Source organism: Actinomyces sp. oral taxon 175 str. F0384 (assembly GCF_000223355.1).
GTDB lineage: Bacteria > Actinomycetota > Actinomycetes > Actinomycetales > Actinomycetaceae > Actinomyces > Actinomyces oris.
This window is the reverse complement of sequence record NZ_AFUR01000006.1, coordinates 214,677-235,063: the sequence shown is the minus strand read 5'-3', so window position 1 is coordinate 235,063 and position 20,387 is coordinate 214,677. Positions and strand designations below refer to the sequence as shown.

Annotated in this window: 14 protein-coding genes; 5 read left to right on the top strand and 9 right to left on the bottom strand. The window is 71.3% G+C overall.

Annotation, left to right across the window (positions count from 1 at the left end; translation table 11 throughout):
- Positions 1 to 118: 118 nt before the first annotated feature.
- The 3 genes from HMPREF9058_RS09675 to glgX all read right to left on the bottom strand — a co-directional run bounded on the left by HMPREF9058_RS09675 (position 119) and on the right by glgX (position 5,987).
- A complete protein-coding gene (locus HMPREF9058_RS09675) occupies positions 119 to 2,278 on the bottom strand; it encodes an alpha-1,4-glucan--maltose-1-phosphate maltosyltransferase (protein ID WP_302621226.1) in 2,160 nt (719 codons plus the stop codon).
- A 132-nt stretch (positions 2,279 to 2,410) separates the two neighbouring features.
- Positions 2,411 to 3,523: a tryptophan--tRNA ligase gene (gene trpS, locus HMPREF9058_RS09670; RefSeq protein WP_009407456.1), complete on the bottom strand. Its 1,113-nt coding sequence runs from the start codon at positions 3,521 to 3,523 to the stop codon at positions 2,411 to 2,413.
- Between the two features lie 70 nt (positions 3,524 to 3,593).
- Positions 3,594 to 5,987: a glycogen debranching protein GlgX gene (gene glgX, locus HMPREF9058_RS09665; protein ID WP_009407358.1), complete on the bottom strand. Its 2,394-nt coding sequence runs from the start codon at positions 5,985 to 5,987 to the stop codon at positions 3,594 to 3,596.
- Positions 5,988 to 6,190: 203 nt separating this feature from the next.
- Between glgX and HMPREF9058_RS09660 the strand changes: the two genes are divergently transcribed.
- A complete protein-coding gene (locus HMPREF9058_RS09660) occupies positions 6,191 to 6,949 on the top strand; it encodes an electron transfer flavoprotein subunit beta (protein WP_043538137.1) in 759 nt (252 codons plus the stop codon).
- Positions 6,950 to 7,046: 97 nt separating this feature from the next.
- On the top strand, positions 7,047 to 8,027 hold the full coding sequence (locus HMPREF9058_RS09655) for an electron transfer flavoprotein subunit alpha/FixB family protein (protein WP_009747897.1): 981 nt from the start codon (positions 7,047 to 7,049) through the stop codon (positions 8,025 to 8,027).
- An 86-nt stretch (positions 8,028 to 8,113) separates the two neighbouring features.
- On the opposite strand, the gene HMPREF9058_RS09650 is transcribed toward HMPREF9058_RS09655, so the two are convergent.
- Together HMPREF9058_RS09650 and mnmA are read right to left on the bottom strand one after the other, a co-directional pair.
- Positions 8,114 to 10,426: a hypothetical protein gene (locus HMPREF9058_RS09650; protein ID WP_009747942.1), complete on the bottom strand. Its 2,313-nt coding sequence runs from the start codon at positions 10,424 to 10,426 to the stop codon at positions 8,114 to 8,116.
- 142 nt (positions 10,427 to 10,568) lie between these two features.
- Entirely contained in the window at positions 10,569 to 11,756 is a 1,188-nt protein-coding gene (gene mnmA / locus HMPREF9058_RS09645; protein WP_009747820.1) for a tRNA 2-thiouridine(34) synthase MnmA, read from the bottom strand.
- A gap of 409 nt (positions 11,757 to 12,165) precedes the next feature.
- Between mnmA and HMPREF9058_RS09640 the strand changes: the two genes are divergently transcribed.
- Positions 12,166 to 12,462: a hypothetical protein gene (locus HMPREF9058_RS09640; RefSeq protein WP_043538135.1), complete on the top strand. Its 297-nt coding sequence runs from the start codon at positions 12,166 to 12,168 to the stop codon at positions 12,460 to 12,462.
- Positions 12,463 to 12,657: 195 nt separating this feature from the next.
- On the opposite strand, the gene HMPREF9058_RS09635 is transcribed toward HMPREF9058_RS09640, so the two are convergent.
- Positions 12,658 to 13,023 carry a DUF5655 domain-containing protein gene (locus HMPREF9058_RS09635; protein ID WP_009747736.1) on the bottom strand — a complete coding sequence of 122 codons (366 nt, stop codon included), beginning with the start codon at positions 13,021 to 13,023 and terminating at the stop codon, positions 12,658 to 12,660.
- Between the two features lie 35 nt (positions 13,024 to 13,058).
- Positions 13,059 to 14,291, bottom strand: coding sequence for a cysteine desulfurase family protein (locus HMPREF9058_RS09630; protein ID WP_009406965.1), 1,233 nt, complete (start codon positions 14,289 to 14,291; stop codon positions 13,059 to 13,061).
- 190 nt (positions 14,292 to 14,481) lie between these two features.
- Here HMPREF9058_RS09630 and nudC point away from each other — a divergent pair, with 190 nt between their 5' ends.
- Both nudC and HMPREF9058_RS09620 read left to right on the top strand, forming a co-directional pair.
- The gene (gene nudC / locus HMPREF9058_RS09625) at positions 14,482 to 15,594 is read left to right on the top strand and encodes an NAD(+) diphosphatase (RefSeq protein ID WP_009407253.1); all 1,113 of its coding nucleotides are present in this window, start codon (positions 14,482 to 14,484) and stop codon (positions 15,592 to 15,594) included.
- Between the two features lie 63 nt (positions 15,595 to 15,657).
- On the top strand, positions 15,658 to 17,745 hold the full coding sequence (locus HMPREF9058_RS09620) for an ATP-dependent helicase (protein ID WP_009747958.1): 2,088 nt from the start codon (positions 15,658 to 15,660) through the stop codon (positions 17,743 to 17,745).
- A gap of 30 nt (positions 17,746 to 17,775) precedes the next feature.
- Here HMPREF9058_RS09620 and HMPREF9058_RS09615 read toward each other — a convergent pair whose 3' ends face one another.
- Positions 17,776 to 18,756 (bottom strand): hypothetical protein, encoded by a 981-nt coding sequence (locus HMPREF9058_RS09615; protein ID WP_009407080.1) that lies wholly within the window; start codon positions 18,754 to 18,756, stop codon positions 17,776 to 17,778.
- 168 nt (positions 18,757 to 18,924) lie between these two features.
- On the bottom strand, positions 18,925 to 20,172 hold the full coding sequence (locus HMPREF9058_RS09610; RefSeq protein WP_009747809.1) for a PDZ domain-containing protein: 1,248 nt from the start codon (positions 20,170 to 20,172) through the stop codon (positions 18,925 to 18,927).
- Positions 20,173 to 20,387 lie beyond the last annotated feature (215 nt).

Genomic DNA, 20,387 nt, shown 5'->3' with positions numbered 1-20,387 from the left:
GTCGCCATGGGCGCCGTGACGGGCACACCCGCCGCGGGCGGGCCGAAGGCTCCCCCCGGCGCCGCGGTTGGAGTCTCGCTGCCGGGGGGCACCGGGGCAGTACTCATCGGATCGGTGCTCACAGCGGCTCCACGGAGAAGACGTGGGCGACCTGCCCGGCGAAGGGGTCGAGGCGCACATAGTTCTGCCCCGACCACTCGTAGGAGTCTCCGGTGAGCGCGTCGGTCACCCGCACCACCGGGCGAGAGGCGTCCACCCAGCCCGGCAGGCCCAGGGCCTCCAGGTTGAGGTAGACCTCGCCGGCCCTCGCCCCGTGCGGGTCGAGGTTGACCACCGTCAGGACGACATCGTCCTTGCCCGTGGGGCTGTGGAAGGCGTCCACCCGCTTGGAGTAGGCGAGGATCTGGTCGTCGCTGGTGGGGTGGAAGTAGATGTCCCGCAGCTGGCGCAGCGCCGGGTGAGCGGCCCGGGCGGCGTTGAGGCGCGTGAGGAGGTCCTCGATGCCGTTGCGGCGAGCGGCGGCGAAGTCACGCGGCTTGTACTCGTACTTCTCGTTGTCGATCTGCTCCTCATAGCCCGGGCGCGGTGTGGACTCGGCCAGCTCGTAGCCCGAGTAGATGCCCCAGGTCGGGCTGAGCGTGGCCGCCAGGACGGCGCGCAGCTTGAAGGCCGGCACCTTCCCGTTGGTCATGAAGGGGGTGAGGATGTCGTGCGTCGTGGGCCAGAAGGCCGGGCGCAGCAGGTGGGCGGTGTCCTTGCTGAGCTCCATCATGTACTCGATGAGCTCGTCCTTGGTGTTGCGCCAGGCGAAGTAGGTGTAGGACTGGTGGAAGCCGATCATGCCCAGGGTGCGCATCATGGCGGGGCGGGTGAAGGCCTCGGCCAGGAACAGCACCCCGGGGGACTCGGCGTGGATCTCGGCGATGAGCCGCTGCCAGAAGGGCAGGGGCTTGGTGTGGGGGTTATCCACCCGGAAGATCGTCACCCCGTGCGCGATCCAGGTGCGCACGACCTCCAGGATCGCCTGGTAGATGCCCTCGGGGTCGTTGTCGAAGTTGAGCGGGTAGATGTCCTGGTACTTCTTGGGCGGGTTCTCGGCGTAGGCGATCGAGCCGTCGGCCAGGACCGTGAACCACTCGGGGTGCTCGGCCACCCACGGGTGGTCCGGGGAGCACTGGAGCGCCAGGTCCAGGGCCACCTCCATGCCCAGCTCGCGCGAGCGCGCCACCAGGGCGTCGAAGTCCTCGAAGGTGCCCAGGTCGGGGTGGATGGCGTCGTGGCCGCCGTCGGGGGAGCCGATGCCGTAGGGGGAGCCGGGGTCACCGGGACGCGCCGTCAGGGTGTTGTTGCGGCCCTTGCGGTTGGTCAGGCCGATGGGGGAGATGGGCGTGAGGTAGAGGACGTCGAATCCCATGGCCGCGATGCGGTCCAGCCGCTCGGTCGCGCTGCGCAGCGTCCCCGAGTGCCAGGTGCCGTCCTCATCTGCCCCCGAGCCCAGCGAGCGCGGGAAGATCTCATACCAGGAGCCGGTCAGGGCGCGCTCGCGGTCCACCTGAAGGGGGTACTCGGCGGAGGGCGAGACGTGGTCGCGCAGCGGCAGGCGCTCCAGGGCGGCCTGGACCGAGTCCGACATGCCCGCAGCCAGGCGGTCGGCCACGGGGTTGGAGGGGTCGCGCATGATCCACACGGCGTCGTTGAGGGCCTTGACTCCCTCCTCGTCGCGCCCCTCAACGGCCACCGCCCGGTCCAGGACACGGGCGCCCTCCTCCAGCATGAGCTCGACGTCGATGCCGGCGGGCACCTTGATGCCGGCGTCGTGGCTCCAGGTGGCGTACGGGTCCGACCAGCCCTCGACGCGGAAGTGCCAGTCCCCGGGGGCGTCGGGCGCCACGGAGGCCTCATAGCGGTCCAGCCCCGGGGCGATGTCGTGCATGCGGGCGCTGGGGCCGTCGCTGCCGTCAGGACGCACCAGGACCGCGGTGGCGCCGTAGCGGTCGTGCCCCTCGCGGAAGACGGTGGCGCGGATCGGAATGACCTCGCCGACGACGGCCTTGGCCGGCCAGCGCCCGTCCTCGACGACGGGGAAGACCTCGGTGACCGGGATCCGGCCGATCAGCGAGAACGGGGCCGGCTGCGGTGCCGCACTGGCCGCGGACGACCCCGACGGCACGGTTTGCGTCCCGGTGCCCTGAGCGGGTGCGTCGGTGGGAGCGGCAGAGGACTTGGAGGGACGGGTGGACTGCTTCTTGCCGGCCTTCGGCGTCGTGTTCGGAGTCACAGGAGCAAGAGTACGGTGAGAAACGACCTGAGTCACATGCCGGTTCGCAGGACGCGGATCGGCCCGGTACGCGCGTCGCGAACCGGGCCGATAGAGGTGGGTGGGCGGGCCGACTCAGCGGCCGGCAGGTCCTCAGTAGTTCATCTGCATGGCGGTGCGGACGTCGGCGAGCGTCCGATTGGCGACCTCGTTGGCCCGGGCGTTGCCCTGCCCCAGGACCTCCAGGAGGTAGTCCTCGTTGGCCGCCAGCTCGGCGCGACGGGCCCGAATGGGGGCGAAGAACTCGTTGACGGCCTCCGTGGTGACCTTCTTGAGCGTGCCCGCTCCACCGTCACCGATGCGCTCGGCGATCTCCTCGGGAGCGCCCGCCCCGCACAGGGAGGCCAGCATCAACAGGTTGGAGACCTCCGGCCGGTTGGCCGGGTCGTAGGTGATGACGCGCTCGGAGTCCGTCTTGGCCTTCTTGAGGGCCTTGGCGGTCTCATCGGCGCTCATGCGCAGCTCGATCGTGTTGTGCCGCGACTTGCTCATCTTCTCCCCGTCCAGGCCCAGCAGCATCGGGGCCTGACTGAGCAGCGCCTCGGGGCGGCGGAAGACCGGGTGGTCCTTGACCGCCCGCCCGTAGCGCTTGTCGAAGCGCTGGGCGATGAGTCGGGCCTGCTCCAGGTGGGGGAGCTGGTCCTTGCCGACGGGCACGAGGTTGGCCTGGCAGAAGAGGATGTCGGTGGCCTGGTGGACCGGGTAGGTGAGCATCAGTCCGCTCATGGCCCGCCCGTCGGTGGCCTCCAGCTCCGACTTCACTGTGGGGTTGCGGTGCAGCTCGGACTCGGTGACCAGGGACAGGAAGGGCAGCATCAGCTGGTTCTGGGCGGGGACCGCCGAGTGGGCGAAGATCGTCGAGCGCTGCGGGTCCACGCCCACCGCCAGGGCATCGGTGACCAGGGACAGGACCCGCTCGCGAATGGGGCCCACGCCGTCGCGGTCGGTGATGACCTGGTAGTCGGCCACGAGGATCCAGGTCTCCACGCCCGCGTCCTGGATCGTCTTCCAGGAGTGCATGGTGCCGAAGTAGTGGCCCAGGTGCATGTTCCCGGTGGGGCGGACCCCGGTGAACATCCGGTAGCGGCCGGGGTTGACGGCGATATCGGCCTCGATCTCGGCGGAGCGGGCGATGGATCGGGCCAGGGAGGCGTCATTGGTGGCGTTGGCCAGGGCCTCCTCGGCCGCGGTGGGGGTCTGAGTCATGCCCTCATCCTAGGGGGTGCGCTGCGGCGGCAGGCCGACGGCGGCCCGCCCCGCGCGCAGTGGTGCCGGCTCAGTGCGCCTCGGCGCCCGGGATCAGGGTCTCCAGCGGTTCTCCGGAGAAGTAGATCCGCAGGGACAGCGCCTCCAGCATCGTCGTGTCGCCCGGCCGGTCGTGATGGCAGTCCGTGAGACTCTCGGCGGTGTGGCCCTCGGGTTCGGCTGCCGTGGTCCTGACCTCCTTGACCTCGCCGGAGCCGTCCGTCTCGATGATGACGTCGGCCTGGGTGTCTTGGGGGCTTCGGCTCACGCGCCGTGCCTGGGAGAAGGGCGCAGTGTGAGGCTGGGGGACCGCCCAGGTCGAGTCCCAGGCCAGGTGCCAGTCGGTCCCGCGTCCCTCGGGCAGGACGACGTCGACCTGGTCCAGGGCGCCGTTGATGACCACGAGCATGTCGTCGTCGTTCCAAGGGTGGCCCGAGCGCAGCATCTGGACGACGCGAGTGTGCGGGTCGTGCCAGGAGTCCCCGTCCATCGGTGCGGCATCCGCCCGGTACCAGGCCAGATCCGCGATCGTGTCGCCTTCCAGGACCTGCCCGGTCGCGAAGCGCGAGGGCCGCACCACCGGGTGGCTGTGGCGCTGGTGGATGAGGAAGCGCGTCGTGGCGACCAGGTCGCGCTGCCAGACCTCCAGGTTCCAGTCCACCCAGGAGAGCACGGAGTCCTGGCAGTAGCAGTTGTTGTTGCCCTGCTGGGTGCGTCCCATCTCATCACCGGCCACCAGCATGGGGGTCCCGGCGCTCAGCAGCACGGTGGCCAGCAGGTTGCGCATCGACCGGCGGCGCAGCACCTCGATCGGGCCGCCGTTGATGCCCTCGACGACGTCCCCCTCGAAACCGTGGTTCCAGGAGCGGTTGTTGGAGTTGCCGTCCCGGTTGTCCTCCTTGTTGGCCAGATTGTGCTTGTGGTCGTAGACCACCAGGTCGCGCAGGGTGAAGCCGTCGTGTGCGGCCACGAAGTTGACCGAGCCCAGCGGGCCGCGACCACCGGGGAACTCCCCGTGGCTGAACAGGTCCGCGCTGCCCGACAGGCGCGTGGCCAGGTCTCGCAGGTCCGAGCCCAGACGGCCCTTGGAGATCTCCGAGGCGTCATGCAGCCAGAAGGAGCGCGTGGTGTCGCGGAAGTGGTCGTTCCAGTCCTGGAAGGGCTCGGGGAACTGCCCGGTGCGCCAGCCGCCGGGCCCCACGTCCCACGGCTCGCTGATGAGCTTGACCGTGCTGAGCACCGGGTCCGTGGCGATCGCCGTGAGCAGCGGGTGACGTGGCGAGAACTCCGCGGCGTGGCGTCCCAGGGTGGTGGCCAGGTCGAAGCGGAAGCCGTCGACGCCGACCTCGGTGACCCAGTAGCGCAGCGAGTCCAGAACCAGCCGGATCGCGCCCGTGGCCCGGAAGTCCACCGTGTTGCCGGTGCCGGTGACGTCCATGTACTGCGCTGGCAGGTAGGGGGCGTGCAGGTAGTAGTCCAGGTTGTCCAGGCCGCGCAGGCTCAAGGACGGGCCATCGACACCGCCCTCGCAGGTGTGGTTGTAGACGACGTCGAGTACGACCTCCAGGCCGGCCTCGTGGAGCATGGAGACCATGCCGCGGACCTCGTCCAGGACCGCCTGCGGGCCGGCCGCACGCGCCGCGGCCGTGGCGTAAGAGGGCTCGGGCGCGAAGTAGCTCAGCGTGGAGTAGCCCCAGTAGTTGCTCAGGCCCCGCTTGGTCAGGAAGGGCTCGCTCACCGAGGCGTGGATCGGCAGCAGCTCGATCGTGGTGATCCCCAGGGCCTTGAGGTGCTCGACCGTCACCGAGTGGGCCAGCCCCGCGTAGGTGCCGCGCAGCTCCTCGGGCACCCCGGGCAGCTGGTAGGTCAGGCCCTTGACGTGGGCCTCATAGATGACGGCGCGCTCGCGGGGCACACGCGGGCCCGGAACCACCGGGAAGGTGTCACCGGTGACCACGCCGACGGCGGTGCTTCCGGCCGAGTCCAGGCGCGAGGGCCTCCACGGCTCGGCCGCAGGGACCAGGTCATCGGTGACCTCATGGGCGTAGACGGCCGGCCCCAGGTCCACGTGGCCGTCCAGGGCCCGGGCGTAGGGGTCCAGCAGCAGCTTGCGGGGGTTGTAGAGCAGGCCCTCGTGCGGGTTCCAGGGGCCGTGGGCGCGGTAGCTATAGCGCTGACCGGCACCGACGCCGGGGACGTGCGCGCTCCACAGGCCCCGTGAGGGCCCGTGCATCCCGATCCGGGTCTCCTCCACCACGGCGCCGTCGGCATCCATGGTCAGCAGGCACAGGTCCACGGCCGTGGCATGCGGGGCGTGGACCGCGAAGTCCGCGCCGTCTCCGTTCAGGGTGACGCCCAGCCCGTGGTCGGGAGCTGCGGGCAGGTCGGCGCGCGGTGCTGGAGCGGGCTCTGGCGTCGAAGGCATGGGCCCATTGTCCTGGCGGCCGCTGGTTGCTACCACTTGAAGGGACGTGAGGTCTCCCTCGTGGGAGTGCGCCCCGTCGCGTTCAACCCACCCGCTGTGACTGCCTCGTCATCATCGCGTCGTCTTCATCCCTGTCCTGACGCCGTGTCAGGGTGACTGAGCGCTCAGTGGCGAGATGCCGCTGTTATGGCAACCTTGAGCCCATGAGAATCGTGGTCTGCATCAAGCACGTTCCTGACGTCCAGTCCGAGCGTCGCATCGAGGACGGTCGCCTCGTGCGCGGCGAGGAGGACGTCCTCAACGAGCTCGACGAGAACGCCGTCGAGGCCGCCGTCGCCCTGGCCGAGGAGGCCGACGGCGAGGTCATCGCCCTGACCATGGGGCCGGAGGATGCTGAGGACGGGGTGCGTCGCGCCCTGCAGATGGGGGCCGACTCCGGGGTCGTCGTGGCCGATGACGACCTGGCCGGCGCCGACGTCGTCACCACCGCCCGGGTCCTGGCCGCCGCCATCGAGCGCATCGGCGAGGTCGACCTGGTCGTCACCGGAATGGCCTCCCTGGACTCCATGACCTCCATGCTGCCCGGCGCCCTGGCCGCCGCCCTGCACCTTCCGGCCGTGACGCTGGCCAACCGGCTCGAGGTCGACGGCGGCGCCGTGACCGTCACCCGCACCGTGGGCACCGTCCGCGAGGTCCTCAGCGCGCCGCTGCCCGCGCTCGTCAGCGTCACCGACCAGGCCAACGAGCCCCGCTACCCCAACTTCGCCGCCATGCGCGCCGCGAAGAAGAAGCCCATCGACTTCTGGGATGTTTCCGAGCTCGGCCTTCAGATCGCCGAGCCGGCCGTCGCCGTCGTCGACGACGAGGCCCGACCCGCCCGTGAGGCCGGCATCATCCGCACCGACGCCGGAGAGGCGGGCCGCGAGCTCGCCGCCTGGCTCGTGGAGAACAAGCTCGTCTGACGGCCGGCCGCAGCGCCCGCCCACGTCCCGGCAGGGGCGCTGGACGCCGTCGCGCCGCCCGTCCGCCTCCTACCACTCGCGAAAGAAGCTGATTCCCATGCTCGATGCCCCCCTGCTCGTCCTCGTCGACCTCGAGACCACCGAGGCCGCCCCCACCGGCCCCAGCCTGGAGCTGCTCACCGCCGCCCGGGAGCTGACCAGCGGCGACGTCGTCGCCCTGGCCCTCCAGCCTCTGGGTGAGGCCGCCTCAGCGGCCCTGGCCGGCGCCGGAGCCACCCGCCTGCTGTCCGCCGACCTGGGCGAGGCCGCCCACCTGGCCGCCACCGCGGCCGACGCCGTCGTGGCGGCCGTCGGCGCCGTCCAGCCCGCCGCGGTCCTGGTCGTCTCCGACTACCGCGGCAAGGAGCTGGCCGGGCGGGCCGCCGTCGTGCTCGGCTCGGCCTGCGTCTCCGACGTCACCGCCCTGGAGGCCGCCGGCACCGAGCTGCGTGCCTCCAAGCTGGTCCTGTCCGGCTCCTGGTCCACCACCGCCGGCGTCGCCTCGGGCGGCAATGCACCGATCATCGCCGTGCGCCCCGGGATCGCCGAGGTCACCGGGGCCGAGGGCGCACCCCTGACGGCCGAGCCCTTCGAGGTTCCCGTCAGCGCTGAGGCCGCCGCCGTGCGCCTCGTCTCGCGCGAGGCCACCTCCGTGGCCTCCGGTCCGGTCCTGAGCGAGGCGCGCACCGTCGTCGTGGGCGGCCGCGGCGTGGACGGCGACTTCGACCTGGTCCGCTCCCTGGCCCAGCCGCTCGACGCCGCGGTGGGAGCCACCCGCGTGGCCTGCGACGAGGGCTGGATCGAGCGCAGCGCCCAGATCGGTCAGACCGGCGAGACCATCTCCCCGCGCCTGTACATCGGCCTGGGCGTCTCCGGCGCTGTCCACCACACCAGCGGCATCCAGGGGGCCGGCACCGTCGTCGCCATCTGCGACGACTCCGAGGCCCCGATCTTCGAGATGGCCGACTTCGGCGTCGTCGGCGACGTCACCGAGGTCGTGCCCCAGCTCGTCGAGGAGCTCGCCAGGCTGCGCGGCTGAGCTCGTCCTCAACGACCTCGTCCTCAACGACATTGTGGGGGTGCCCCGTCTCATCGACGGCGCACCCCCACAACGCGCACGGGGCGTCAGTTCCTCCGGTGCCCCAGTCCGGTGACCTTGAAGCCGTCCTCACTGGGAGTGAGGATGAGCCAGGCCCCGTACTCGAACTGAGCGCGGCGGTTGGGAAGCGGCTGCATCCAGGGCTTGGACTGATCCTCCGAGGTGATCGGGCACAGGATCGACCCGGGAGCCAGATCCTCAGAGATCACCATGGTCCCGAACAACGAGTCCTTGGGGCCCGCCAGCAGGCAGGAGGCCACCTTGCCTCCCTTGGGCAGGTAGGCGCTGCGCGCCGTGGCGTCTCCGGCCTGCGTGGAGCCGGCCGGCTGATCCAGGGAGGAGAGCACCGCGGAGTCGACCTGGTCGGTGACCTTGTCGTCCTCCTTGGCGGCCAGGGCGTCGTAGACGGCCTGAACCTTGACCAGTGACGGGCGGTGGATGTCCTGGGTCGGAAGGTGGTAGACGACGTCGAACAGCGCCAGGGACTCGCCGTCCCACTGAGCGGCGACGGCGGCCGTTCCCGAGCCGGTGCAGGCCTTGCAGTCCATGTCCCCAGCGACCATGAACTGGGGCATGTTGAACAGCACGGTCCCACCCACGACGCGCAGGTTCTCCATATGAGGTGCCGGGGTGTTGCCGATCTCGTTGCTCCCCTCCATGATGAGGGAACCGACCATCTGCTTGTCCCCGTTGTAGGCGGCCATGACGTCGAAGGCCGCAGCGGTGCCGCTGTTGCACTCCAGAACCGCGACCGTCACCGGGGAGGAGCCGAAGAAGCCCGGCTGAGCCTCCTTCAGCGCGACGGTGAAGTTGCTTCCGCCCGGGCCGTTGCCCGCCGCCGCGGTCGCGGTGCCGCTGGAGAAGGTGAGGCTGGTCTTGTCATCCTTCATCTTCTCGACCACCTGCGACTTCGTCGTGCCGCGGACCACGGAGGCGAAGCCGTCGGCGCAAACGGTCGGGACATCGAGGGTGGTGCCGCCCAGCTCCTCCAGGCTGGGGGCGGGCTTGGCTGCGGAGGTCGGGGCCGAGGTCGGCAGTGCCGTGGCGCGGGTCGAGCTCGAGCCGGAGTCGAAGGTCATGACCGACGTCGTCGAGCCGTTGAAGACCACGACGTAGCCATCGCCGGCCGCCCACGAGGTCACCGGGGTGGAGACCCTCCAGATCGTGCTCCCGTCGACCGGGTCGAGGGCGCGCAGCGAGTCCGGGTAGGCCATGACGAGGGCCCCCTTGCTCGTCTGCCAGCGGGGCACCGCCTCGGTGCCCAAGGTGTTGAGGGCGCCCGCGCCCTCGGGGAGCTTGCTTGACCACAGCACGCTGCTGCCGTCCAGGCCGGCCACCGTGACGCCGTCACTGACGACCCAGACATCACGGCTCATCGGTAGGTTGACACTGACGAGCTTGCGGGGCGCCTCGACTCGGGTTGCCCACACCGGCTTGGAACCGTCGAGCTTCAGCCCCGAGACCTTCTCCCGGTTGACGCTCACGGTCCCGTCGGAGTTGACCGACAGGGGTTTTCCGTCCCCGGGAGTGTCGCTCAGCCGCACCGAGGCGGGTGCCGGTCTCGACGCCCGCGTGCTCGGTGACGCCGGTGCGCCAGGAGCGGAGGACGGGGTGGCGGAGGGAGCCGCGGGACCCACGGGGTTCGTGGGGGCCATGCCATTGGGGATCTTCGAGCGCCCGCTCTGGGAGGGAGCGGCCGAGCGGGCGTCACTGGGCTGGGGTGCAACCGGTGAGGCGGGCGCCGTGGGGGCCTCGGCGGAGACAGCTGAGGGCTTGGCGGGGGAGTTGATCCCCGAGGCCAGATCGATGCTGATCTGGTCACCGCAGTCCAAGGTCTTGGCGTTCATCCGGCAGTCGAGGTCCTGGCCAGCCAGATTGTCGGGGATGGGGACCTGCCAGGCGGCGTAGGACGACGATGAGCTCGGGTTCAAAGCCACCAGTGCCTCACGTCGATCAGCGATCACCCGCAGGATCGTCAGCTGCTTGCTGGTGATCGTCGTGGTGCCGTTGGCGTCGAAGGGCGCCGCCGCGAGCTCCTTACCGATGTTGGACAGGTCCTGCTGCGCCTGGAGGATCGGGGCTGTGACCATGGAGAGCGGGTCGGAGCTGCGCGTCAGCGCCCAGATGCCTCCACCGCCGAGCGCCAGGACCAGGGCGACGACGGCGCTGAGGATCCCGAGCCGTGCCCGACGGCGCCGCTGAGGCGGGGGCGGTGAGGCGAGGGCGGGAGGCCCCTGGGGCGGCGCCGCAGGTGGCGGGGTCGTGGATGAGGGGGCCTCCGGGGAAGGCGTTTCGGGAACAGAGGAGTCAGGAGCAGGGGAGTCAGGAGACGGAGACATAACCGCAGCCTAGAAGGAAATGGGCCGGCCGAGAGGCGGAATAAGATTCGTACCGATCGGTTGAATAGACTTCCTGTCGTGCGGGCACATGTCCGTAGGAATGTGCCGTCATGTCCGTATCCGGCACAGCCCGGCTGGGACGTCAGGCGACAGGGTGACTGGGGACCAGAGCGGAGGCGACGGTCGCCTGGGCCAGGACCTGGTCGCCGTCGTCGCCGCCGTAGATGACCAGGCTCTGACCGGCGGCCACGCCACGCAGGGGCACGCCCAGGTCGGCGTGCAGGAGGCCCTGTGCTGCATCGACGCGGACCCTCGCCGGGACCGGGCGGCCGTGGGCGCGCACCTGGACGCTGGCCTCCTGCCAGCCGACGGCGGGGGAGCCGTCAGAATCGGTGATGCCGGTGTCGGGGCCGGTGGTGAGCGGCTCGGGGTCGGCGAGCAGAACGAGCCCGTCGCCGTCGACCGCGGTGCGGCTGAGCAGCTCCTCGGGGCCGACGACGACCTCGTTGGTGGCCGGACGCGTCTCGATGACGTAGCGGGGGCGACCGTCCTCGGTCGGGCGGGACAGGCCCAGGCCCTTGCGCTGGCCGACGGTGAAGCCGAAGTAGCCCTGGTGGGTGCCCAGGACCTCGCCGTCGGGGGAGACCATGGCGCCCTCGTGGGCGCCGAGCGAGCGGGTCAGGAAACCGCGGGTGTCGCCGTCGGCCACGAAGCAGATGTCGTAGGAGTCCGGCTTGGAGGCCACCGGCAGGCCCCGGGACTCGGCCTCGGCGCGCACCTGTGCCTTGGAGGGCGCGTCCCCTAGGGGGAAGAGGGCCCGGGCCAGGCCCTCGCGGCCGGAGACGGCCAGGACATAGGACTGGTCCTTGGCGGCGTCGACGGCGCGGCGCAGCGTGAGGCCCTCGGTGTCCCCGGGGCGGCCGGAGGAGGCGCCGCCGCTCAGGCGCGCGTAGTGGCCGGTGGCGACGGCGTCGAAGCCCAGGGCCAGGGCCCGCTCCAGGAGGGCGTCGAACTTGACGCGCTCGTTGCAGCGCACGCAGGGGTTGGGGGTGCGCCCGGCGCGGTACTCGTCGAGGAAGTCGGCCACGACGCGCTCCTCGAACTCCTCGGACAGGTCCCACACGTAGAAGGGGATGCCCAGGATCTGGGCGGCCCAGCGGGCGTCGGCGGAGTCCTCGATGGAGCAGCAGCCGCGTGAGCCCGAACGGGTCTGGGCCCGGTTGCGGGTCAGGGCCATGTGGACGCCCACGACCTCATGGCCGGCGTCGACGGCGCGCGCCGCGGCCACGGCGGAGTCGACTCCACCGGACAGGGCGGCCAGGACGCGCACGAGGATCTCCTTCAGTCAGACGGGTAGCCGTTGCTACGGGCCGTGGCAGGCTACCGCAGGTCGGTGGCGGCCAGGCAACCGGGGGAGCCCGGGGGACCTCGTGGCGCCCGGCATAGACGGCGCTGAAGGAGGAGATGTCATACCTGACGAGTGAGGCACTGGCACCGGCGGCTTCGCCCGGACCCTACGCGATCAGCGTTGATGCTCAGGGTTCTTCGTTTTCCGTCGGGGGAGTGCAAGCGCATTCTCAGCCTAGTGGGTGAACATGCGACGGTAGGCCCAGGCATGTTCCAGCAGCGCCTGAACAGCGGCGTCATGCTGTTCGTCGGGCTCGACTCGACAAAGGTGTGGCAGTGCGTGTCAGTGTGCTCATGGTGCTCTTGCCTCATCGTTCACGAAAGGAGATGCGATGTCCGATGCGTGGTTGGCCTTCTTGGTTATTTTCGCCATGCTGCTGGTGATCTGGCGGATAGCAGACAGTCGAGAGCGTCCGATGACGAAGAGCGAGCAGGAACGCATGTTCTTCCGGCAGACCTACAGCCTGTCGATCGATCGCATGCTCTCGGAGAGCCCACTGGATCGGGACGAGGTACGGCGCCTGCGTGACTCCGGGAGAAGCGACGGGAGTGCGCGAGCCATCAGATACGTACAAGAATGGGACCCTGTTCCTCGGGATATCGCCGCTCAGTTCGTCGACCGCGTGTGAGAGGGGCTGCGCTGGATCGAGAACTGCGTTCTTCGCCCAGGACGTACTTTTCCCCCACACGACTGCTGACGGACTCCAGTCGTTTGGGGGACATCGCAGTCCTCGGTCACCAAGTACGTCCCCGATGGCCAAGAACTCGGGATCCAGAGCGGATGGCCGGCAGCATGGCGCTGTTGCGTGGCCGTTGAGGGGCGCTCAACGGGCGGCGAACTCATGGCCGGCGCGAATGAGGTCCCTGAGCCAGTCGCTCTGTGCGGCCTCCATCGTCTTGACGACGACGTGGTGGTTCCACCTGTTGGCACTGACCTGGTCGACGCGGTGGACGTGCGGATCCTCCACGGGTCGGTCGAGCCTCACGTTGAGGAACAGGGTGCCGTCGCCCGTCCTCTCATAGGCCCAGACCCACAGGAACTTCCGGTTGACGGAGAAGCTCACCTGGGCCGTCAGGTGCTTCGTGACGGAGCTGAGCGAGAGGGCGTAGGACTCGATTGCCGCGTACATGGCGTTCGATGCCGGCTTGCCGCTGAAGTCGCCGATCATCCTGTTCGAGGTGGTGGGCATGCGGTGCTCCTCATGAGTCGTCGGACTGGATGCTGTTACGAGTGTGTCCCGGCCGCCTTGTGCGTCACCTTCCAGGCGCGCCTGGCTCCCTCCAGGGCGGCGGGCAGGGCGGCGAGCAGGCGCTCGACGTCGTCGGGGCCCGTCTCCCGGCCCAGGGAGCAGCGCAGCGTGGAGCGGGCCGGCCCCTCATCGAAGCCCATTGCCAGGAGCACGTGACTGGGCTGGGTGACCCCGGCGTGGCAGGCCGACCCCGCCGACGCATCGATCCCCGCCAGGTCCAGGGCCATGAGCAGCGCCTCGGCGTCGGCCTCCTCGAACCACAGGTGCGCCGTGGAGGCCACATGATCGGCATCCTCCGGCAACGTGGCGTGAACGCCCGCAAGCCCTCCGGCCCCCTCCAGGATCCGACGTCGCAGCGCCGCCAGCCGGGCCTCCTGCTCCTCCCGCTCGGCGACCGCCAGCTCCACCGCCAGGGCCAGCGCCCGGGCCGCCACCACGTCCTGAGTGCCCGAGCGGAGTCCCCGTTCCTGACGGCCCCCGCCCGTGGCCGGCGTCAACGCCAGGTCGCGGCGAACCACCAGGGCCCCCACGCCCACCGGTGCCCCCAGCTTGTGGCCGCTCAGACTCATCGCATCCAGGCCCCAGCCATGGAAGTCCACCGGAACCTTCCCCAGCGCCGCCACCACGTCGGAGTGGACGGGCACGTACCCGGCCTCGCCGGGACGCCTGCCGCCACTGGCCTCCCGCACGCGCTCCACCAGCGCCGCCATGTCCTGTACCACGCCGGTCTCATTGTTCGCCGTCATCACCGACACCAAGGACGCGGGGGAGTGACCGGTACGGCCCGCAGGCGCCACCGCCCGATCCACCGAGTCGAGCTCGACCCGCCCGGCGCCGTCAACCTCCAGCAGGCTCAGCCCCGCCCCCAGTTGGTCCACGGCGGTGCGCGCCGAGTCCAGAACCGCCGGGTGCTCAATTGGAGAGACCACCAGCCGCCCGCCCGGCACCGCGCGCGCCCGCCCCGAGACCACCAGGGCATCGGCCTCGGTCCCACCGGAGGTCAGCAGCACCTCATGCGCATCCACCCCCAGGGCACTCGCCAGGCGGGCGCGCGCCTGCGCCAGCAGTGCCCCCACCCGCCGGCCTGCGGTGTGCTGCGCACTCGGATTCGCCCAGCCCCCGAGCCCACTGGCCAGGTCCTCGGCAATCTGCTGGGCGACCTCGGGACGGACCGGGGCCGAGGCGGCATGATCGAGGTAGGTGCGCACGCCCCCAGCCTAGACGGCGGCACCGGCGACCAGCATGGTCCGCACGCGGTCTCCGCGCCGCCCGCGCACCGCCTCCTTCCCGTAACCCACCTCGCCCCTCGCCCCGGCGGCCCCCGAGTCCCATATTCATCTCCTATTGGTATGGGCGTGCCCATGTGCACCTCGAAGCAGGGGGTGGGAGAGTGACCCCATGCGCACCAACCAGCTCGCCCTGTCCCGCTCCGCCACCGACCGCGACGCCGAGCGACGCAGCGAGCCCGGGCTGCTGGAGCGCCTCGCCGCCGCCCCCGACACCCGCCTGCTGCTCGTCGACGCCCGCGGCCGCGTCGCCCTGACCGGCCCCGCCATCCACCCCGACCTGCCCGACGACGGCCTCACCCCGCCCAGCCTCATCGGCAGCCCCGGTGCCACCGCCTGGGAGGGACCCGGCACCCGCAGCGGCTGGGGCCTGCCCGACCTGCGCGTCGGCTACCTCGGAGCCTCCGCCCCCACTCGCTGCCCCGACCTGACCGTCCTCTACATGGGCCGCGAGCTCGCCGACGCCGCAGCCTCCGGCCCCGCCTGGATCGCCGTCGTCGTGCCCCAGGCCCTCGAGGTCCCCGACGCCCCCGAACCGCCCGCCACCGGCTCCGACGCCGAGGGCACCGCCGTCGACCACCCCGACCTACGCCGCCTGCTGGAGCGCTACCCGCTCTCCGCCCTGAGAGCCATGGGCGCCCAGATGACGGCCCGCGACGCCGGCCTGGCCACCACGGCCACCGCTCTGGCCGCCTGGCACGCCCGCTCCGCCTACTGCCCGGCCTGCGGCGGACGCACCGAGATCATCGAGGCCGGCTGGGCCCGCCGCTGCTCCGACTGCACCACCGTCCACTTCCCGCGCACCGACCCGGCCGTCATCATGGCGGTCACCGACACCTCCGACCGCCTCCTCCTCGTGCGCGGCGCCACCTGGGCTCCCCGGCGCTACTCGGTCGTGGCCGGTTTCGTCGAGGCCGGCGAGTCCGTGGAGGCGGCCGTGGCCCGGGAGGTATGGGAGGAGACCGGGCTGCGCGTGGCCGACGTCGAGTACCTCGCCTCCCAGCCCTGGCCCTTCCCTCGCTCCCTCATGCTCGGCTGCCGCGCCCGCCTGGCCCCCGGCGAGGACCGGCCCCGCCCCGACGGCCAGGAGGTCGTCGAGGCCCGCCTCGTCTCCCGTGACGAGCTCACCGCGGCCGCGGACGAGGGCAGCATCCTCCTGCCCGGGCCCACATCCATCGCCCGACTCCTCATCGAGGACTGGTACGGCGGCCCCATCGTCAGCTGACGCCACCCCGCCCGGGCCAAGGACCGTCGATTCCTGTCACCGCCGCATGGCAGGCTGGTCCCGATGAGCCCGACCACCCCCCACCCCGCCCCCCTCGACGCATCCAGGCTCCTGGAGGCCCTCGACCCCGACCAGCGCGAGGTCGCCGAGCACCTCGAAGGCCCCCTGTGCGTCCTGGCTGGCGCCGGCACCGGCAAGACCCGGGCCATCACCTACCGCATCGCCCACGGCGTGGCCACCGGCGCCTACCAGGCCACCCAGGTCCTGGCCGTGACCTTCACCGCCCGCGCCGCCGGCGAGATGCGCTCGCGCCTGGCCGACCTCGGCGTCCCCGGCGTCCAGGCCCGCACCTTCCACGCCGCCGCCCTGCGCCAGCTCACCTACTTCTGGCCCACCGCCATCGGCGGACGGCGCCCCGACATCCAGGCCCACAAGGCGCCCCTGGTCGGTGCCGCCGCCCGTCGCCTGGGCCTGCCCACCGACCGGGCCACCGTGCGGGACCTGGCCGCCGAGGTCGAGTGGGCCAAGGTCACCATGACCCTGCCCGAGGACTACGCCCAGGCCGCCGTCGCCGCCGGCCGCACCGGCGTGGCCGGGCAGGAGGCGGCCACCGTCGCCCAAGTCCTGTCGCTCTACGAGGAGGCCAAGAGTGAGCGCGGCGTCATCGACTTCGAGGACGTGCTCCTGCTGACCATCGGGATCCTCCTGGACCGCGAGGACGTCGCCGCCCAGGTGCGCGGCCAGTACAAGCACTTCGTCGTCGACGAGTACCAGGACGTCTCCCCGCTCCAGCAGCGCCTGCTGGACCTGTGGCTGGGCAGGCGCCGCCAGCTGTGCGTCGTCGGTGACGTCTCCCAGACCATCTACTCCTTCACCGGCGCCACCCCAGCGTTCCTCACCGGCTTCACCACCCGCTACGAGGGCGCGCGCACCGTGCGCCTGAGCCGCGACTACCGCTCCACCCCGCAGGTCGTCTCCCTGGCCAACCGGGTCCTGTCGCGCTCGCGGCGCGGGGGCGGCGGCCTGCACCTGCCCGCAGGCGCCGTCGAGCTGGTCGCCCAGCGGCCCAGCGGCCCCGCCGTGCGCTTCAAGACCTACGACGACGACATCGCCGAGGCCGAGGGCGCCGTCGCCCAGGTGCGCCGCCTGCAGGCCGCCGGGGTCCCCCTGAGCGAGATCGCGATCCTGTACCGCACCAACTCCCAGTCCGAGGTCTTCGAGCAGGCCCTGGCGGGAGCCCAGATCGGATACCTCGTGCGCGGCGGCGAGCGCTTCTTCGAGCGTGAGGAGGTCAAGCGTGCCATGGCCGTCATCCTGGGGGCCGCCCGCACCGAGAAGGCCACTCTCACCGGCGACCTCGGCCAGGACGCGCGCACCGTCCTGTCCCGCGAGGGCTGGAGCGAGGAGCCGCCCGCCCCCCGCGGAGCCGTGCGCGAGCGCTGGGACGCCCTCAACGCCCTAGTGACCCTGGCCGACGAGATGGCCCAGACCCGCGGCGCCGACCTCGACGCCTTCCACACCGAGCTGCGTGAGCGCGCCGACGCCCAGAACGCCCCCACCGTCGAGGGCGTCACCCTGTCCTCCCTGCACGCCGCCAAGGGTCTGGAGTGGGACGCCGTCATCCTCGCCGGCGTCTGCGAGGGCCTGCTGCCGATCTCCCTGGCCGAAGGGCAGGCAGCCATCGAGGAGGAGCGGCGCCTGCTCTACGTGGGCGTTACCCGCGCGCGCGAGCACCTCATCATCTCCTACGCCCGCGCCCGCAACGCCGGAGGGCGGGCCTCCCGGAAACCCTCCCGCTTCCTGGACGGCCTGTGGCCCACCGGCCACGGCAGCCGAGACGCCTCCCGGCACCAGGGCCGCCAAAGCGCCAAGGAACGTTCCCGACAGTCCGCCGCCGACTTCGAGGCCAACAACGACCCCCGCACCATCGCCCTGTTCGAGGAGCTGCGGGCCTGGCGCTCCCAGATCGCCAAGGAGCGGTCCAGACCCGCCTACACGGTCTTCGCCGACGCCACCTTGCGGGACATCGCCGTCGTCAAACCCACCAGCCTGCCCCAGCTCTCCCTCATCCGCGGCGTGGGCGCCACCAAGCTCCAGGACTACGGCGGGCCGGTCCTGGCCCTCCTGCGCGACTTCGAGGCCGGGGACTGACCGGCCCGAGGCACGCCTGCCCGACGGCGCTCACAGCTGCGAGCACAGGCACTCGGGATGACGCTCCCAGGCCCTGTGGCGCCCCCGGGGCTCCTGGCCGGTGACCTCCACCGAGTGCATGGACCACCACGCGGCCGAGCCTGCGCTCGCCTCCCCGCCCGGATCAGCCTCGTCCCCGGCGCGGTCGGCCCCGGAAGCCTGGGCCACCAGCGTGTCGATGACGGCCCGCGCCGTCGACGCCGCCGCCTCGTGCAGGACCAGGTGCTCGACCTCCGGCATGGGCAGGGTGCGCATCTGCGTGGCCAGCGCCGGCCAGCACGGGTCGGCGTCCCTCTCCCACAGGTCCAGGCAGGTCGAGCACGGGCCACCCCCGCCCAGGACCGGGCCGATGCGCACCCCCGCCTCGCCGACGACGACCGGCAGGTGCACCACGTCCTCCTGAGCGAGCCGGCGCGCGAGCAGCGGCTCGACCACGTGCGCGTCCACCGTCACCATGACATCGGGGCGGGTGCGCAAAGGCGCCCGCGTCCTCAGGGCCGGGAAACGTGCCGACAGCAGCGGAGCCAGGCCCCCGTCCTGCGGGGAACGGGTGGACAGGATCGTGCCCACCCCGGCCTCCGCCAGCCACAGAGCCGCCTCCTGAGCCAGAGCACTCACGCCGTGAACAGCCAGGACGGCCTGGGACAGGACCGCGCCACGGCCCTTGGCGTCCGCTCCCAGCCGGTCCCAGTAGACGCCGTCGGCCCCGCCGAGCTCGCTGGTCGCCGAGGCCACCAGCACCCCCTGACGCTCCAGGTCCGCGACGATCTCACGCGCCCGCGCCACCGGCACCCGGCTGCGCCGGGCGGCCCGGTAGACACCCGTGCTCTCCAGGCTGCGCGCGAACTCATCGAGCAGGCGCTGCTCGGCCAGGCTCAGGTCACTGACAATGGTGCGCCGCCCGGGACTCGTCCCGATCTGGCTGACGCCCTGCTGGCGCCACAGGATGGCGCACCCACCACGTACACGCATCGTGCCTCCTCACAGTCCTCCCGGAACCCGAACGGGCGCCGGGAGATCGATGTCCTGGCAAGCGCATCAGGACACGGTGAGACAGTGGCACGGGGCGCGTCCAAGCCACCAGAGGCAGTTACCGGCCTGTGGATAACTATCCCCGGCCGAGCGCCGGGTCAGCGGGGGTCACTTGGCCGAGCAGGTGGCCAGGCCGGAGGTGTCGCCAGAGGCGATCGCCTCGGTGGCGGTGACGGCCTCGTGCAGCGTACCGACGGCGAAGACCTGCATGCCCTTGGGCTCATGGCCCTTGACCTCGTCACAGTTGCTCGCCGGGGCCAGGAAGTACGTGGAGCCCGCCTTGCGGGCACCAGCCATCTTCTGCTGGATACCGCCGATGGGGCCGACCTGGCCGTTGATGTCGATCGTCCCGGTCCCGGAGATGTCCTTACCGCCGGTCAGCGCCCCCGGGGTGATCTCGTCAACGACCCCCAGGGCGAACATCATGCCGGCACTGGGGCCGCCGACGTCGGACAGGCCGAAGGTGGCGTCCACCTTGCTGTCCACCGAGATCTTCAGGCTCAGCCCCAGCAGGGAACCGGTCGTCCCCTCCTGCGGGGCGATCGTGGTGAGCGCGGCGGCCACCTGCTGATCGCCGCGGCGCACCCCGAGGGTCACCCGAGTGCCCTCGGCAATGGTGGTCATGAGCTCTTTCAGCTGGGAGAACGAGGTGATGGTCGTGGCCTGGCCGCCCTCAGGAGTGATGGTCTCCAGGACGTCCCCGGCCTGGACCTCGGTCGAGGTCTGCTGCTCGGCCACCTCGGTGACGGTCAGGTGCATGGCTCCGGCCTTGCCGGTCTCCACGAGCGCGGCGATGACGGCGGAGTCCTGCGAGGCGGTCATCTGAGCCTTGCCGGTCTCCTCGACCTGCTCGGCGCTCTGATCCTGCGGGCACACCTCGTTACGGTCCACGATCCGCTTGTCCGCGGAGAACCAGGCTGCGATGAGGTCAGCGGTGGTCACCGGGTAGCCGGGGCAGCCCGACACCGAGACCGTCGTCATCCGCAGGGCGCCCTGGGTCGGGTAGGTCTCGGTTCCCGAGACCTTCAGGACGTCCTGGCTCGACGACGAGCCGTTGTCCAGCACGTTCCAGGTCGGGCCGGGAGCCTCGATGACCACGTTGATCGGCACCGTGAAGACGGCGACGATGAGGGCCACCACCACCAGGACCGCCCCGACCGCCGCAGTGCGCCGCAGCCTGCGTCGGCGCCGGTCCTGTGGGGAGGGCTGCGCTTGCGGAGCCTCGGCGCGCTCGGCCCGGTCGAGCCGATCATCCTCGGGCTCCGGGGCCGGCCGGGTGTCGTCAGGGGCGGGCGAGCCCGCGGCGTCGACGGCGTCGTGCTGGTCTGGGTGCGTCACGCGCTCATCATGCGACATCTTCCTGAGGAAGACGCGCAGATACCGACACGAACCCGGCACGAACTCGACACACTGCCGGCGCGGACAGGACGCGGGCCCGACCGGGACGGAGCGGGCACGCCGTCGGCGAACGGAACATAGCCCCGGCACAGGAATGGGTGCGACCATAGGGCCGTTAGCGACAGTGTCCGGTCGCCCCAGACGGCCCGGACGATGCCCAAGGACGACCCGGC